The organism is Synergistaceae bacterium (genome assembly GCA_012521675.1).
GTDB lineage: Bacteria > Synergistota > Synergistia > Synergistales > Aminobacteriaceae > JAAYLU01.
The window spans coordinates 25,763-40,253 of the sequence record JAAYLU010000066.1 but is presented as its reverse complement, the minus strand read 5'-3'; the positions used below and the strand labels follow the sequence as shown (position 1 = coordinate 40,253).

Sequence of the window (14,491 nt, the reverse complement as noted above, 5' to 3'; positions counted from 1 at the left end):
CGTTATGGAGTCCTTCCACTAGGTGCTACACAAAGAAAAAGCCGGATACAAGCATTCCGCCAGCAATTAAAAACAGGTGAACGACATTTAAAAAAGCCACTGTCCATATAGCCCCCCATCCCGCATCGATCAGTCGGTGATGTATGTGCCCTCTGTCCGGAGAAAAGGGAGACTTTCCACTAGCCAACCTTCTCATTATAGCAAAGAGGGTGTCGGCCGCAGGGATCCCCCCAATTAAAAAAAGCGACAGCGGCAGGTGAATCGTGCTGTAACTCTCTATGAACGGCATTATCGAGAGGATGAAGAGCGAAGAGTAGAGATAGCCGAGCAGTGTCGTGCCTCCATCCCCTATGAATGTCCTGGCCTTTGGGAAATTCCAAGGGAGTACTCCCGCCGCCAGTCCGGCAAGAGGAAAGTAGACTTCGGGAAAGCCTGCGAGGCCGAGGGCCGCCGAGGCGGCAATGCACATCGAGAGGCAAAGCCCGTTGGCGCCGTCTACGAGGTTGAACGCATTGCTCATGCCGGCGATCCACAGGATCCCCGTCGGGAAATGGCGGATGGGAATCTCGACGTAGACAAGGAAAATCACGGCGGCGGCCACGTGAAAAGCAAGGCGTATCGATGGCCTGAGCGTCCTCATGTCATCCCAGTAACCGCTCAGGAAGACCATTGTGCCTCCCAGGGCCAGGGGGCGAAACGCCGGGATCGCCTCGACGGAGTAAAGCCCCCACAGGAGAAAGCCCAGCCAGATGACGATGCCGGCACCCCTCGGTGTGATGATGGTGTGTATCTTCCGCTCTCCGGGCCTGTCGACGATTCTGTACCTGTTCGAAAGGTTTATAGAAAGCGGCGTTATGAACAGGCTCCAGAGGAAGAGAAGCGCAACCGTTATGGGGAGAGTGTAAAGCGCGGGATTCACGAAGCCCTCTTATTTCGTTCCGTATAGCCGGTCGCCCGCGTCTCCGAGCCCCGGCACTATATAGCCTTGACCGTTCAAGTGGCTGTCCAGGGCGGCGGAGTAGATATCTATATCGGGATGCTCCGAGTGCACTTTTGCGACTCCCTCTGGGGCCGCGATTATGCACACCAGGGAGATTTTCTTTCCGCCCTGTCTCTTTATCAGGCTTATCGCCGCCGCCGCCGAGCCACCCGTCGCCAGCATCGGGTCGAGGACGAGCACGTCCCGCTGATCAATGTCCGAGGGCAGCTTGCAGTAGTACTCCACCGGCAGCAGCGTATCGGGGTCCCTGTACAGCCCTATGTGACCGACCTTTGCGTTCGGGATGAGCTGAAGGATGCCGTCGACCATCCCGAGGCCGGCCCTCAGCACTGGTATTATCGCGAGGTCCTTACCGGCCAGAGCGTAGGCATCCGTCTTCTCAAGGGGGGTCTCGACCTCCTTCCTGACGAGCGGAAGACTGCGCGTCATCTCGTAGACCATCAGTCCGGCGATCTCCTGTACGAGCTCGCGGAACTCCTTTACCGAGGTGTTTTTGTCGCGGATCATACTGACCTTGTGAAGAACGAGCGGGTGCTCGAACAGGACCGTCTTGCCCCTCTCGGACAAGGCCCGGCCGGGACACGCCTTCCGTTCGTAATCCAGGATTTTTTCTAGCCTTCGGATATGCCTGTCCCCCTCGAAATCCGTTGACAGCCACGCATCAAGGATGTCCGTCGCCAGTTCCGGAGAGATTATCCTCGCGCCCATCGCAAGGACGTTCGAGTCGTTGTGGAGACGACTAAGTCGGGCTGTCTCGATCTCGTGGCAGTGGGCCGCGTATATGCCGGGGATCTTGTTCGCCGCTATGCTCATCCCAATCCCGGTCCCGCAGAGCAGTAGCCCTTTGTCCGCGTTTCCCATACTGATGGCTTCACCCACGCGGAAGGCGATATCCGGGTAGTCGCAGGACCGGGCGTCCGTGTCAGTGCCCATGTCCATTGGAACGACTCCCGGTTTTTGTCTGAGATGCTCCAACAGACGGGTTTTCAAAGAGAAAGCAGCATGATCGGAACCCACGGCGATTCTCATGGACAGACCCCCCCTAAAAGATATCGATTGATCGAAAAAAACCTCTACATCCCCCGGTATAATAACACTGGGCAAAAGAGACGCACAAGCCCGTAGAACTCCTTAAAAAAAGAGGCTCTCGAACTGGGAGAGCCTCTTGGGCTGGTTTGCAAACTTTGTTCTGTTATGTCAGGAGCGTCAACATTACTCCTGCGGCCACCGCCGTGCCTATGACGCCCGCGACGTTCGGCCCCATCGCGTGCATCAGCAGGAAGTTGCCGGGGTACTCCTTCTGGACGACGCGCTGAACCACTCGCGCGGCCATCGGCACGGCAGACACGCCCGCCGAGCCTATCATCGGGTTGATCTTGCCGCCGCTCCACTTCTTGAGCACCTGTCCGAAAAGTACTCCTCCGGCGGTGCTGAACACGAAGGCGATCAGCCCAAGCAGGATGATCTTCAGCGTGGCCGGTGTGAGGAACTGCTCTGCGCTCATCGTCCCGCCCACCGAAAGGCCGAGGAAGATGGTGGTTATGTTCAATATCTCGTTCTGTGCGGCCAGGCTGAGCCTCTCAGTCGCCCCGCACTCCCTCAGCAGGTTGCCGAACATCAGCACCCCCACCAGGGGGACGGAGGCGGGAAGCAGTAGGCCGGAGGCTATCGTAGTGACGATGGGAAAGAGTATCCTCTCCAGCTTGCTTACCGGGCGCAGCGTCTCCATCCTTATCCCTCGGTCCGCTTTGCTGGTGAGCATCCTGATCACAGGAGGCTGGATCAGCGGAACGAGGGACATGTAGCTGTAGGCGGCCACCGCGACCGCGCCCAGCACTTGAGGCGCCAATTTCATAGTCAGGTAGATGCTGGTCGGCCCGTCTGCGCCCCCTATGATTGCTATGGACGCCGCCTCCTTGATCGAGAAGCCCATCACCATCGCGCCGAAGAGCGCTATGAACACCCCGAGCTGAGCAGCCGCCCCGAGCAGGAATGTAATCGGGTTGGCTATCAGCGGGGCGAAGTCCGTCAGAGCACCGATCCCCATGAAGATGATGACCGGGTATATCTCGTGTTCCGTGCCGAAAAACACGTAGCGAAGAAATCCGCCCTCCTCCATTATCCCGGATAGAGGCAGGTTTACCAGAAGGCATCCGAATCCGATGGGGACCAGCAATAGAGGCTCGAAGTCCTTGCCGATGGCGAGGTAGAGCATAACCAGCGCCACCAGGAGCATCGTGATGTGTCCTCCAGTGAGTCCGGCGAAGCCGGAGGCCTCGAAAATCTCCCTTATCGCCAATACATAGCTATCCATTGCGAATAACTCTCCTCCTTAGCGTCCATTAAGAAACGGTTAGCCGATCACCATCATCACATCGCCGGTATTGACGGTATCGCCCTCCCGGCTCCTGATCTCCTTCACAACTCCATCCGCAGGGGAGAAAATCTCGTTTTCCATCTTCATCGCCTCGAGGATGAGCACCATGTCGCCGTTTTTGACCTGGGCACCGACGGACACCGCTACCTTCAGGATCTTCCCGGGCATCGGTGCTGTCACCGGGGCGCCATCGCCCGCCGGAACGGGGGCCGGAGCCGGAGCGGGCGCTGGTGCTGGTGCAGGTGCCGCTGTTGCTGCAGGAGCAGCCGCGGGGATTGCCGCCGGAGCCGGAGCCTGTGCGGGCGCTGCGGCGGGCGAGCCTGCGCCAAGATCCTCTACTTCCACCGTGTAAGCCGTTCCGTCAACTGTAACTCTAAACTTCCTGCTCATAGTGCGATGAGCCTCCTTGTTTTTTAATTTTAATGAAAAATTTAAGCGATGATGCGTTATGCATGTATATTCCGCTACTTCCAGCCTCTTCTAAGAGTCTGAATCCCCTCCGAGAGGGTTGCGTTTCTCCATCCCGAGGATCTTATGTGCCTCAGACATGTGCCTCCGCCCGGCTGGATGCTTGTAATCCTTCCGTTTATACCGGTTGCTGCCACTGCCGCGGTTATTACGGCGAGAAGACGTCCGTCGGAGGCAGGCGACTGCGCCGGCGATCCGGCCGCAGAGGGCGTCGAAGTTGCGCCCGACGTTGGCCCCCCCTTCTTGCGTTCAAGCCCCTGGGCCATGTACTTGATGGCGAATATCACGCCAGTGAGGCCTACCAACACCAGGAAGACGACGCTGAACGCGATGATGCACATGATAAGCGCGCCGCTCACTCCCGACAGGCTTTCCGCCGCGCGGCCCGCAGTTTCAACTGCCTCTACAGCCCCGTTTACTGCCGTGGTTTCCATTGTTCGCTCACTCTCCTCATGTGATTAGTGAGGCATGACGCCGTGTTTACGGTGCGGTCTAAAGTCGCGTCGGTTCTCCGAAGCTATGATCGCACGCCAAATCTCCCCGCGCGTGGTCTCCGGGAGTATCACCCTGTCGACGAAGCCCCGCTCCGCCGCGACGTAGGGGTTGGCGAAGGCCTCCCTGTACTCCTCTATCTTCTTCGTGCGCATGGCCACTGCGTCTTCGGCCCCCTCGATCTCGCGGCGGAAGACTATGTTGGCGGCCCCTTCTGCGCCCATGACGGCGATCTCGGCCTGCGGCCACGCGAGCACCATGTCCGCCCCGAGGGCCTTGCTGCACATTCCGAGGTAGGCGCCCCCGTAGGCTTTCCTTAGCACCAGGGTGACCATGGGAACGGTAGCCTCGCTGTAGGAGTAAAGCATCTTGGCACCATGCCGGATGATCCCTCCGAACTCCTGGGCGGTGCCCGGCAGGTAGCCCGGCACGTCCACGAACGTGACTATGGGAATGTTGAAAGCGTCGCAGTGTCTGATGAAGCGGCTCGCCTTGTCGGAGGCGTCTATGTCCAGGCACCCGGCTAGATGAGCGGCCTGGTTGGCGATTATGCCTATGACCTTGCCGCCGATTCGGGCGTAGCCTATCACGATATTCTTCGCCCAGAGGGGTTGCACCTCGAAGAAGTCAGCGTCGTCCACAACGCGGCGGATGACCTCGCGCACGTCGTAACCCTTGTTCGGGTTCACCGGGACTATATTGCGAAGCTCCATGTCCTCCCTCATCGGGTCGTCCACCGCATCCTTCTCCGGGGCGTCTTCGAGGTTGTTCTGCGGAAGGTAGCTAAGAAGCTTCCTGACCTGCGCGAAGCACTCCTCCTCGCTCTTTGCGTTGAAGTGTGCGTTGCCGCTCTTGCTGTTGTTGGCGAGAGATCCGCCTATCTGCTCGCTGGTGACCTCTTCCCCGGTTACGGCCTTGATGACCGCCGGGCCGGTGATATGCATGATCCCAATGCCCTCCACCATGAAGGTGTAGTCCATGAGGGCCGGGCTGTAGACCGCGCCGCCCGCACTGGGTCCCACTATCACCGAAAGCTGCGGGATCACTCCGCTCGCCAGGGTGTTTTGGAAGAAGATCTTGCCGTAGCCGTTCAGCGAGTCCACCGCCTCCTGGATACGAGCGCCGCCGCTGTCGTTGATGCCCACCACCGGGCTGCCGGTGCTCAGCGCCATGTCAAGTATCTTGCAGATCTTCTCCGCGTGCATCTCTCCCAACGATCCTCCGAGAACGGAGAAGTCCTGACTGAATACATAGACCTTGCGCCCCTCTACCAATCCCCAGCCTGTGACTACTCCGTCTCCCTCGAATACTCTCTTTTCCAAGCCGAAGTGGACGCACCTGTGGTGGACGAACTCGTCCACCTCGTTGAATGTGCCTGGATCCAGCAAAAGCTCGATACGCTCGCGCGCAGTCAGCTTGCCCTTCTCCTTCTGCCTGGCCACCGCCTTCTCTCCGCCGCCTTGACGCGCACTCTCCCGCTTTGCCAATAGTTCTTCGCAAAGCTCATCCATCGTTCGCTGCGACATCTGATGAATCTTCCTCCTCTGTCACCCTTGGACCCGCACGGTCTCAGGGCATGATATTTTTCAAAACATCCTCGGCAACAGCGTAAGGATTTGTCTTTCTTGAAAGCAAGAGATCCATGATCTCGTCTGTCCTGAACGAGTCCCACCTTTTCTCGGCAAGCCTGGTCAGTTTTTGCAGCAGTATGCCCTCCACCTCGAAGGCCAGTCGTCTCCACTCCCTGCGCCTGCCGTCCGGGTTGTCCTTCAGAAAGGAGGAATGTGCGATGAAGCTGTCCACAAGCTCCTCTATTCCTGATCCGTCCTCCGCCACCGTGAGGTGAACCGGAGGGGTCCATTCCTTATTCTTGACGAGATCCAGCATGAGCCTCACCTCTGCCGCCACCCGATCGACGCCAGGCTTATCGGCCTTGTTTACGGCGAAGACGTTCGCTATCTCCATTATACCCGCCTTCATTATCTGGATATCGTCCCCCATGCCCGGCACCAGCACGACACATACCGTGTCCGCTATCTTGATTATGTCCACCTCGGACTGACCGACCCCTACAGTCTCTATGATTATCACGTCGTAGCCGCAGGCGTCGAGCAGAATCAGAGACTCCTTCGCTCCCCTGCTCAGACCGCCGAGGGACCCGCGCGTACCCATGCTCCTTATGTAGACGCCCGGATCCCCGGTGTGCCGTTGCATACGAATCCTGTCCGCCAGTATGGCACCTCCGGAGAACGGGCTTGATGGGTCGATCGCTATCACGGCCACCTTCTTCTCCCGCCGTCTGAAGTTCTCGATCACCTTGTCGGTGAGCGTGCTCTTCCCCGCTCCCGGACTTCCGGTTATCCCCAGGACCATGGCGTTCCCGCTCAGCGGGTAGATGCGCTTCAGCAGCTCGTCCTTCGAGGGCGTGTCGTTCTCTATAAGGCTGATGATCCTCGCGATTGAACGTATATCACCGTTCAACGCCCTCTTCAGCAGATCCTCCACGGCGCGAGACTACTCTTTCGCTCGTTTTTCAGCGACCGCCTCTTCGAGCCACTTAACGCATGTCGAAGTCGAGGTCCCGGGGCCAAAGACGGCGCCCGCGCCTGCCTCCAGAAGGCCAGGAATGTCATTATCGGGGATTACCCCTCCTCCGAATACGATGACGTCGTCCGCGTCACGCTCTTTGAGCATCTCGATTATCTTGGTGAAGTAAAATGTGTGAGCCCCGGAGAGGATGCTTATCCCCACCGCGTCCGCGTCCTCCTGGATCACCGTGTTCACGATCTGCTCCGGGGTCTGCCTGAGGCCTGTGTAGATGACCTCCGATCCCGCATCCCTAAGGGCTCGCGCTATCACCTTGGCGCCCCTGTCATGTCCGTCCAATCCGGGTTTGGCAATGACCACTCTGATTTTCCTCTCGCTCATGAAAGATCCCTCCGTTGTTTTGTCCTCTCCGCTGAAGGCTAAAGAACTATATTCTCGGTGTACTCGCCGAAGACTCCCCTGAGCACCCCGCAGATCTCTCCTTCCGTGGCGTAGGCGCGCACTGCATCGATGACGAGCGGCATCAGGCTCCTCGATTCATCCTCCGCCGCCGTGCGGATGGAGTCCAGCGCGTTGTTCACGGCAATGTTGTCGCGCGACTGCTTCAGCTCGGCCAGTTTTTTGATCTGCCTCTCGCCCACGGAGGCGTCCACCGAGAGGAGCTTCATGTCCTTGTTGGATTCCTCGATCTGGTACTGGTTCACTCCGACCACTATCGCCTGTTTCGACTCTATTGCCCTCTGGTATTCATAAGCCGAGTCCTGGATGTGCTTCTGCACATAGCCCTTCTCGATGGCCACGAGCATTCCGCCCATCTCGTCGATCTGCTCGATATATTCGAATGCCTTCTTCTCTATGTCGTCCGTGAGCGATTCGATGGCGTAGCTGCCGGCCAGCGGATCCACCGTGTTGGTCACGCCTGACTCGTTCGCGATTATCTGCTGGGTGCGGAGGGCTATCATGACGCTCTTCTCCGACGGAAGGGCAAGGGCCTCGTCCATGCTGTTCGTGTGCAGGGACTGAGTGCCCCCCAGCACGGAGGCCAGCGCCTGCAGCGTCACCCTGACTATGTTGTTCTCCGGCTGCTGCGCAGTCAGGGTGCATCCTCCGGTCTGGGTGTGGAAGCGGAGCATCTGCGCCTTCGGGTTGGTCACGCCGAACCTCTCCTTCATGATCTTCGCCCACATCCTCCTGGCCGCGCGGAACTTGGCGACCTCCTCCAGGAAGTCGTTATGCGCGTTGAAGAAGAATGAGAGCCTCCCTCCGAAGACATTGGGATCCAGCCCCTTGTTGCGCGCGGCCTCGACGTAGGCGATTCCGTCAGCGAGAGTGAAGGCCACCTCTTGGGCCGCCGTGCTGCCGGCCTCTCTTATATGGTAGCCGGAGATCGAGATCGTGTTCCACTTCGGCACGTTCTGACTGCAGAACTCGAAGATATCGGTTATGAGCCTCATCGACGGCTTTGGCGGGAAGATGTAGGTGCCCCTCGCTATGTACTCCTTCAGGATGTCGTTCTGAATGGTCCCGGAAAGGTCGCTCATGGCGACCCCCTGCTTCTCGCCGACGCAGATGTACATGGCAAGAAGCACGATCGCGGGCGCGTTTATCGTCATCGAGGTGGACACCTTGTCCAACGGGATCCGGTCGAACAGTATCTCCATGTCCTTGAGGCTGTCGATGGCGACTCCTACTTTCCCGCACTCCCCCTGCGCCATCGGGTCGTCGGAGTCGTAGCCTATCTGGGTCGGAAGGTCGAATGCCACGGAGAGCCCCGTCGTGCCGGACTCCAGGAGGTAGCGGTATCTCTCGTTGGACTCCTCCGCCGAGGCGAAGCCGGCGTACTGGCGCATCGTCCAGAACCTGCCCCGGTACATCGTGGGCTGCACGCCGCGGGTGAAGGGGTATTCACCGGGGAAGCCGATTTCCTTTAAATAGTCGGTGTCTTTTGACGACTCCAGGGCATACAGCCTCTCCACCGGAATGCCTCCCACCGTGAAAAAGGCTTCCTTCCGCTCCTTGCGTCTCTCAAGAGTCTTCGAGACCCCGGCCTCAAAGCGGGCTTTCGCTTCCTCGTACTCCTTTTTCATTCCAATCTCTCCTTCTTTGGAAAATACTTCCATATGTTGGCCTGTAACAGCCCGTTATCACAATAGGTCGGGCCAGAGAGGGATCCAGTCCTTTGCCGGAATGATCCCGACGTCAAGGTACACCGACAGGGTGGACTTGCTGGGAAAGCCGGAGGATGATTCGTCCGTCGGCAATACTATCCTGACCTTTCCCGAGGAGTAGGGAGGAAACGGGCCCCATACGCCTCTCGTGGTGAAAAGGACGCTTCCGTTGGTCAGGGCTGAGACTCTGAGGAGCTCCACGGAAGGGATTGCATCGGCATATATGAAGATGCGCACCCTGTTTCGCAGACCGAAGCCCGCAAGCCGACAGGCCTCTTCGTATGTGAAAGGAGTGCTTGCCGACAGGACTATATTCGCGACCTGTCCGCTCCTTGCGTCCCATTCGTCCGCCAGGGTGTTCAGTAGATCGCTGCCCGTCGCGGCGCCTCTTCTTCCTTGATACTCCTGGTCCTCCTCGTCGGCCGTTTTAAAAAAAAGAGTGGCCCCCGGGTGGTCACCCGCCGAGGGAGAGTAAACACCTCCTAGGAGGCGCTCGTTCCAGACCGATGACAGAGTCGAGGAGTTGTTCGAGAGATATGTCATAAATGGCCCGCACAGGTACCCGTCAAGGATGAAGCACTCGTTGTTCTCTTCTCTTGATATGGTCGGCGAGGAAAGAGACAGAAACGCAAGCCCGTCGTCCACGGGCGATGGAAACATCTCCCACACGCGGGAGGCTGAGATGTCGAGGCAGAATACCCGGTCCTGCCAGGTGAACAGGCTCCAGGCGTTTTGCGCGTCCGACAGGACCACCTCCATGTCCGTCGCAGTCCTCTTTGAAAATGAGATCCTGGCCCTTGAGACCTCCCCCGTCTCGGATAGAATGAAAAGGTCCCCAAAGGAGGACCACGCCAAGTCCCGTGGCTCCGCTACACCGATTGTAAAGCGAATGTCATCATCGAAGAGGGAGCGGACCTCGACCTCGTCGTTCCCCCTGTCCGCCACCGCCAGCCACCCTCCGTAAGCGGCGAGGCCCACTGGTTCGAACAGGCGCTTGCCCTCCGCCGGCTCGAGTCTTTTGAGGGGCTCGAGCTCCGGCAGCGAATATATATAGACTGTCCTGTCGACTGCGCTCACCACTGCGATCTGCCTGTTGGACAGCAGAGCCGCGTCCGAGGGTTTCGACCGGATTGTGCCTAAAAGTTCTGGTTCTGCCTCGTCGTCCTGAAGCATGAAAAACTCGCCCTTCTCCGTCACAGCGTAAAAGCTCTTGTCTCCTACCGGGAGGGCGGTCACGGGAGCTTCTATCTTGAGCGTCCGGAAGACCTCTTCTCCCGGGAGCCGGTACTCTATCTTTCCTCCCAGGGTGTCGGCGATGAAGATGCCGTCGGATATAGAGGAGACCTTCCCCAGGCCGAGCACCCCTAGGGTGCGCATCGGCCCTATCGATAAAATCCTCTTTATGTCCTTTCTGGACGAGACGATTCTGGAGCCGAAAGGTTCCCCCGAGAGAAATCCCCTGATCAGCAGGTCCTCGTTCAAAAATCTTTCGAGAATCCTCGGTGCGGCGCTGTCCTTCGGGCGCACCTCGAGATAGTACTTAATTGATTTTACGGCTTCCTCCCCCATTCCCAGGCGATTCAGGAGAAGGGCTCTCATGAGGTAGTAGTCGACGAAATAGGTGTTCAACGCCAGTGACCTGTCCAGATTCTTAAGGGCCGAGGCGTACTCCCTGGCCGTGAAATGCTCGTAGGCCACGGAGAAGAAGCGCTCCGATCCCTCCCTGTCGGCGGCGGGGAGAAGGTCGGCGGAAGAAGGGGAGACGAGTATCACGAGGATCAGAATACTCCGAAGTACAAGCTTCATGCGCGTTACAACACCCCTCTCACTGATGAAAGCTTTGACCATTATAGTTTAAGCGTCGGCATTAGCGCTAGAGATGCTTCGAAATAACATCCACGCCCGCGAACGAGTAGAAGGCCAGGATTATCGAACCGGCGAAGAGAAACCCGAGGAGCATCCTAAGGTACAGAACCCACAGACGTCCTCCCGGCATCGTTCCCGTTTGAATTCGCACTATCATCCTGGCAAGAAGCAGCGATGCGATAAAGAGTGCCAGTGCTATAAGAGCTTGAATATTTACGACAGGCATTTGGCTCCTCGGCTTTTAAAAAATTAAAATTTTCATGGCGATCGAAGTAAGGATACTCCATAAAAAACCAATGCGCCACTTCGTAATGTGGATTTTTCTCCTGAGTTGGAAAGAAAAAAAAGATAAATAATGAGATTGTGCAAAAAAAGGGCCCCGGAGCGAGAGGTCCGGGGCCCTTTACAGGGTTCCTCAGCAGGAGGCCGCGTCTTTTTCCAAAGCTCCTGTCTCCTCCAGGTGAATCTGTCTCAGGATCGAGACTGCCACCTCCAGCGCTCTCTTGCCGTCGTTTATCCCGACGAGAGGCTGTCTGCCTTCGCGGACGCACGTGACGAAGTGCTGAAGTTCCAGCTTCAGCGGCTCGCTCTTCGGGAAGACCGGGTGCTCGATCACCTCGACCAGGCTGTTGTTGCTCTGGCGGACGCACCTGTTTATGGATACGTCCTGTGTCTCGTAGTCTATGGTGACGTATCGCTCCGGCTCCATTATCTCAAGCTGGCGCATCCTTCTCTCCGACACGCGGCTCACCAGGATGTGGGCCATTGCGCCGTTTTCGAACGATATCTGGGCCGAGGCTATGTCCTCGTGATCCGACCGGATGCACCTACCGGTCGCGGATATGTCGGCTATCTCCGAACGCACCAGCGACAGGATTATGTCTATGTCGTGGATCATCAGGTCCAGCACCACTCCGACGTCGCTTATCCTCGGCGAGTAGGGGCCGAGACGCCGGGACTGCAGGAAGAGTGGCTCGTGGATGATCTTTGATATGTACTGTACGGCGCTGTTGAACCGCTCGATATGGCCTACCTGCAGCACGAGGTCCGACTCGGCCGCGTACCTTATCAGCTCCTCCGCCTCGTGCACCGTCGTGGTCACGGGCTTTTCGATCAGGACGCTTATCCCGTTCAGCAACGCCTTTCGGGCTATCTCGAAGTGCATGCTCGTGGGCACCACTACGCTGACGGCCTCCGGAGAGGTTCGCTTGATAAAGTCATCGAAGTCGGTGAACCAAGGCACCCCCAGGTTCTCTCCGATAGCGGCCGCCCTGCTCTCGTTCACATCGACGACGCCCACGAGATTGGTGCCGAGCAGCTCGGTATAAACCCTGGCGTGATGCTGGCCCAGATGTCCGACTCCTACCACGCCCACCCGCTTCAAGTTCATGGACCCTTCAACTCCTTCGATGAGGTAGGACCCTTGTGCCTTAAGAACATTCTCCCTTGAGGCCCGGCAAAAGTGGTAATCTCATCGCCCCAGGAATGCCAGGAGAAAAAGTCGACTCTCCTCGTCGCCCCTTCTATACGAGTAGAACAGGTCGTTCCTTTCGAAAGTGCAGAGGGGGAGACGCCGTATGTTGGCCCTGGGAATGCCCGAGTCAGCAAGCTGACTTGCTATCTGCCCTCCGAGATCGAATAGGATCTCCCCTCCTCCATCGTCGACGTGCTCGGGGCGGAAGAGCCGCAGCCCGATCTCAGTCCACCTGTCGTCCCGCCTTCTCTCGTACTGTTTCCAGCCGATCCCGGGCCCGATCCAGGCGAATGTCGATTCGGGCGTTCTCCCGTGCGTCGAGAAGAGGAGCCTGCAGGCGCTCCCCGCGATGTCGTTCAGCACTCCCTTGAAGCCGGAGTGCAGGATGACTATCCAGGGGGACGGGACAGTCGATGCCAGTATGACGGGGTAGCAGTCGGCGAAGCGGAGCGAGCCTTCGACGCCGCACCTCTCTAAGAGGATGCCGTCCGCCTCCGGCCTGTTCGGGAGGGAGTGCTCGGGACGCCCTTCGAGAATGCGATCACCATGGACCTGGCGAGGGGCGATCAAGGGGCCTTGAAGTGGGACGGAGCGGGACAGGGCCGCGCGCGACCTCTCGGGATCGCCGCGGGCATTGCTCATCCCCGGCCCCCTCAGGTAGAGTCGGATGAAAAAGCGTGAGTCCGGGCAGGGGGCTGTGTACTCTATGAAGGGGTGGGGTCCGGCGGTCCGGAGGTTAAAGTCGGGGGCCGATTTCATCCCCGGCTCTCTCCCATCGACATCTCTAAAAGCCGGTGCCTGACGTAGCCGACGAGGTAGAGGCTTCCGCAGCAGACCGTCAGGTCATTCGAGCTTCGAGCCTCTCGGATCGCCTCGAGCGGGTCATCGTAGATGAAGATCTCGCCATCCCTCCATCCAGCCGCCCTGGCCGCGTCCGCCAGCATCCTCAGCGAGGCGCCCCTGCTGTTTTCCGGCACCGGTACGCAGTAGAGAGTTTTCGCGGCCTCCCGCAGCATGGCCAGGGATTCCGCGTACTGTTTGTCGCTCATGCTGCCGTAGACGATCCCGATCCTCTTCCCGGCGTAAAGGGAGGAGAGGTCCTCGACCAGCCTCCTAATGCCCCCCGGGTTGTGAGCGCCGTCGAGAATTACGTCCGGGTTCGAGAGCACCCTCTCGAACCTGCCGGGCCAGGCAGCGGTCCGAACTCCCTCCCGCACGGTCGCGTTCGATATACAGGGAAATGTCCTCGACAGAAGCATCGCGCCTGTGACCGCCATTGCACAGTTCTCCACCTGGTAGGCGCCCATTAGTCCCGTCTCGAGGCGAATCTCGTTCGAGCCGATGAGGCGGGGCGAGCTGTATATAAATGAGAGGGAGTCAGCGGAGCGCTCCACGCCGTCCACGGAGCAGAGCTCCCTCAGCAGCAGCGGATCGGCGTCGCGGGAGGCGGCCGTCTCGAGGAACAGGGGCACGAGAGAGTCAGGTTCCCCGGAGAAAAGGGCAGGCTTGCCTTCGCGCATCACGGCGAACTTCTCCCCCGCCACCTGTTCGATCGTGCCGCCAAGGTACTCAGTGTGATCCATGGAGATAGACGTGATAATCGTCAGCCGGACGTCCTTCAGCAGGTTGGTTGCATCCAGCCGCCCTCCTAGCCCTGCCTCCACGACGGCTATGCCTACTTCGATCCGGGCGCAGATCAAAAAGGCCGCCGCTGTCACGACTTCGAAGAAGGACGGAGGGTCGTCGGCCAGCACCGGGTCCGACTTCATCGCCTCGGCCAGGTCGTTGGCAGCCATTGTCCAATCGTCCAGCGGGGCCGGCTCTCCCATCAGCAGAAGTCGCTCCGAGGGGGATTCCAGGTGCGGGCTCGTGTACATCGCCGTGGCTCGGCCGGACGCCCTGAGGATGCTCTCGAGGAAGGCCGCGGTGGACCCCTTGCCGTTGGTCCCGACTATATGCACGGAGGGGAACCGGGCCTCGGGATTCCCGACGAGCCCTAGCAAACGTCCTATCCTGTCGAGCCCCGGGCGGATTCCTTGGCTCGACAGGCGCATAAAGAACTCCTCAAGCTCCTCGAAGCTTGTTATCCCGCCGTTCAT

General features: G+C 58.8%; 14 protein-coding genes. All 14 read right to left on the bottom strand.

Annotated features, from left to right (window positions below; all coding sequences use genetic code 11):
- Positions 1–25: 25 nt before the first annotated feature.
- On the bottom strand, positions 26–919 hold the full coding sequence (locus tag GX181_06775) for an undecaprenyl/decaprenyl-phosphate alpha-N-acetylglucosaminyl 1-phosphate transferase (protein NLM71644.1): 894 nt from the start codon (positions 917–919) through the stop codon (positions 26–28).
- Positions 920–928: 9 nt separating this feature from the next.
- Complete coding sequence (upp, locus tag GX181_06770) at positions 929–2,029, bottom strand: uracil phosphoribosyltransferase (protein NLM71643.1); 1,101 nt, start codon at positions 2,027–2,029, stop codon at positions 929–931.
- Positions 2,030–2,192: 163 nt separating this feature from the next.
- On the bottom strand, positions 2,193–3,314 hold the full coding sequence (locus GX181_06765; GenBank protein NLM71642.1) for a sodium ion-translocating decarboxylase subunit beta: 1,122 nt from the start codon (positions 3,312–3,314) through the stop codon (positions 2,193–2,195).
- Between the two features lie 39 nt (positions 3,315–3,353).
- A complete protein-coding gene (locus tag GX181_06760; protein ID NLM71641.1) occupies positions 3,354–3,767 on the bottom strand; it encodes an acetyl-CoA carboxylase biotin carboxyl carrier protein subunit in 414 nt (137 codons plus the stop codon).
- A 74-nt stretch (positions 3,768–3,841) separates the two neighbouring features.
- Positions 3,842–4,279, bottom strand: a complete 438-nt coding sequence (locus tag GX181_06755; protein NLM71640.1) for an OadG family protein — start codon at positions 4,277–4,279, stop codon at positions 3,842–3,844.
- A gap of 24 nt (positions 4,280–4,303) precedes the next feature.
- Positions 4,304–5,863: a methylmalonyl-CoA carboxyltransferase gene (locus GX181_06750; protein NLM71639.1), complete on the bottom strand. Its 1,560-nt coding sequence runs from the start codon at positions 5,861–5,863 to the stop codon at positions 4,304–4,306.
- 43 nt (positions 5,864–5,906) lie between these two features.
- Complete coding sequence (gene meaB / locus GX181_06745; GenBank protein ID NLM71638.1) at positions 5,907–6,842, bottom strand: methylmalonyl Co-A mutase-associated GTPase MeaB; 936 nt, start codon at positions 6,840–6,842, stop codon at positions 5,907–5,909.
- 9 nt (positions 6,843–6,851) lie between these two features.
- Entirely contained in the window at positions 6,852–7,265 is a 414-nt protein-coding gene (locus GX181_06740; protein NLM71637.1) for a cobalamin B12-binding domain-containing protein, read from the bottom strand.
- A gap of 38 nt (positions 7,266–7,303) precedes the next feature.
- On the bottom strand, positions 7,304–8,971 hold the full coding sequence (locus GX181_06735) for a methylmalonyl-CoA mutase family protein (protein ID NLM71636.1): 1,668 nt from the start codon (positions 8,969–8,971) through the stop codon (positions 7,304–7,306).
- 57 nt (positions 8,972–9,028) lie between these two features.
- Positions 9,029–10,858 (bottom strand): hypothetical protein, encoded by a 1,830-nt coding sequence (locus tag GX181_06730; GenBank protein ID NLM71635.1) that lies wholly within the window; start codon positions 10,856–10,858, stop codon positions 9,029–9,031.
- A 67-nt stretch (positions 10,859–10,925) separates the two neighbouring features.
- Complete coding sequence (locus GX181_06725) at positions 10,926–11,144, bottom strand: flagellar biosynthesis protein FliR (protein ID NLM71634.1); 219 nt, start codon at positions 11,142–11,144, stop codon at positions 10,926–10,928.
- Between the two features lie 189 nt (positions 11,145–11,333).
- On the bottom strand, positions 11,334–12,308 hold the full coding sequence (locus GX181_06720; protein NLM71633.1) for a Gfo/Idh/MocA family oxidoreductase: 975 nt from the start codon (positions 12,306–12,308) through the stop codon (positions 11,334–11,336).
- Positions 12,309–12,389: 81 nt separating this feature from the next.
- Entirely contained in the window at positions 12,390–13,151 is a 762-nt protein-coding gene (locus GX181_06715; protein NLM71632.1) for a polyphenol oxidase family protein, read from the bottom strand.
- The gene (locus GX181_06710) at positions 13,148–14,491 is read right to left on the bottom strand and encodes a bifunctional folylpolyglutamate synthase/dihydrofolate synthase (GenBank protein ID NLM71631.1); all 1,344 of its coding nucleotides are present in this window, start codon (positions 14,489–14,491) and stop codon (positions 13,148–13,150) included. The genes GX181_06715 and GX181_06710 overlap by 4 nt, the downstream gene beginning before the upstream one ends.

Coding starts and splice junctions, on each gene's coding strand:
- upp (NLM71643.1), bottom strand. CDS start 2,029: ATGAGAATCGCCGTGGGTTCCGATCATGCTGCTTTCTCTTTGAAAACC.
- GX181_06765 (NLM71642.1), bottom strand. CDS start 3,314: ATGGATAGCTATGTATTGGCGATAAGGGAGATTTTCGAGGCCTCCGGC.
- GX181_06760 (NLM71641.1), bottom strand. CDS start 3,767: ATGAGCAGGAAGTTTAGAGTTACAGTTGACGGAACGGCTTACACGGTG.
- GX181_06755 (NLM71640.1), bottom strand. CDS start 4,279: ATGGAAACCACGGCAGTAAACGGGGCTGTAGAGGCAGTTGAAACTGCG.
- GX181_06750 (NLM71639.1), bottom strand. CDS start 5,863: ATGTCGCAGCGAACGATGGATGAGCTTTGCGAAGAACTATTGGCAAAG.
- GX181_06740 (NLM71637.1), bottom strand. CDS start 7,265: ATGAGCGAGAGGAAAATCAGAGTGGTCATTGCCAAACCCGGATTGGAC.
- GX181_06735 (NLM71636.1), bottom strand. CDS start 8,971: ATGAAAAAGGAGTACGAGGAAGCGAAAGCCCGCTTTGAGGCCGGGGTC.
- GX181_06730 (NLM71635.1), bottom strand. CDS start 10,858: ATGAAGCTTGTACTTCGGAGTATTCTGATCCTCGTGATACTCGTCTCC.
- GX181_06725 (NLM71634.1), bottom strand. CDS start 11,144: ATGCCTGTCGTAAATATTCAAGCTCTTATAGCACTGGCACTCTTTATC.
- GX181_06720 (NLM71633.1), bottom strand. CDS start 12,308: ATGAACTTGAAGCGGGTGGGCGTGGTAGGAGTCGGACATCTGGGCCAG.
- GX181_06715 (NLM71632.1), bottom strand. CDS start 13,151: ATGAAATCGGCCCCCGACTTTAACCTCCGGACCGCCGGACCCCACCCC.
- GX181_06710 (NLM71631.1), bottom strand. CDS start 14,491: ATGAACGGCGGGATAACAAGCTTCGAGGAGCTTGAGGAGTTCTTTATG.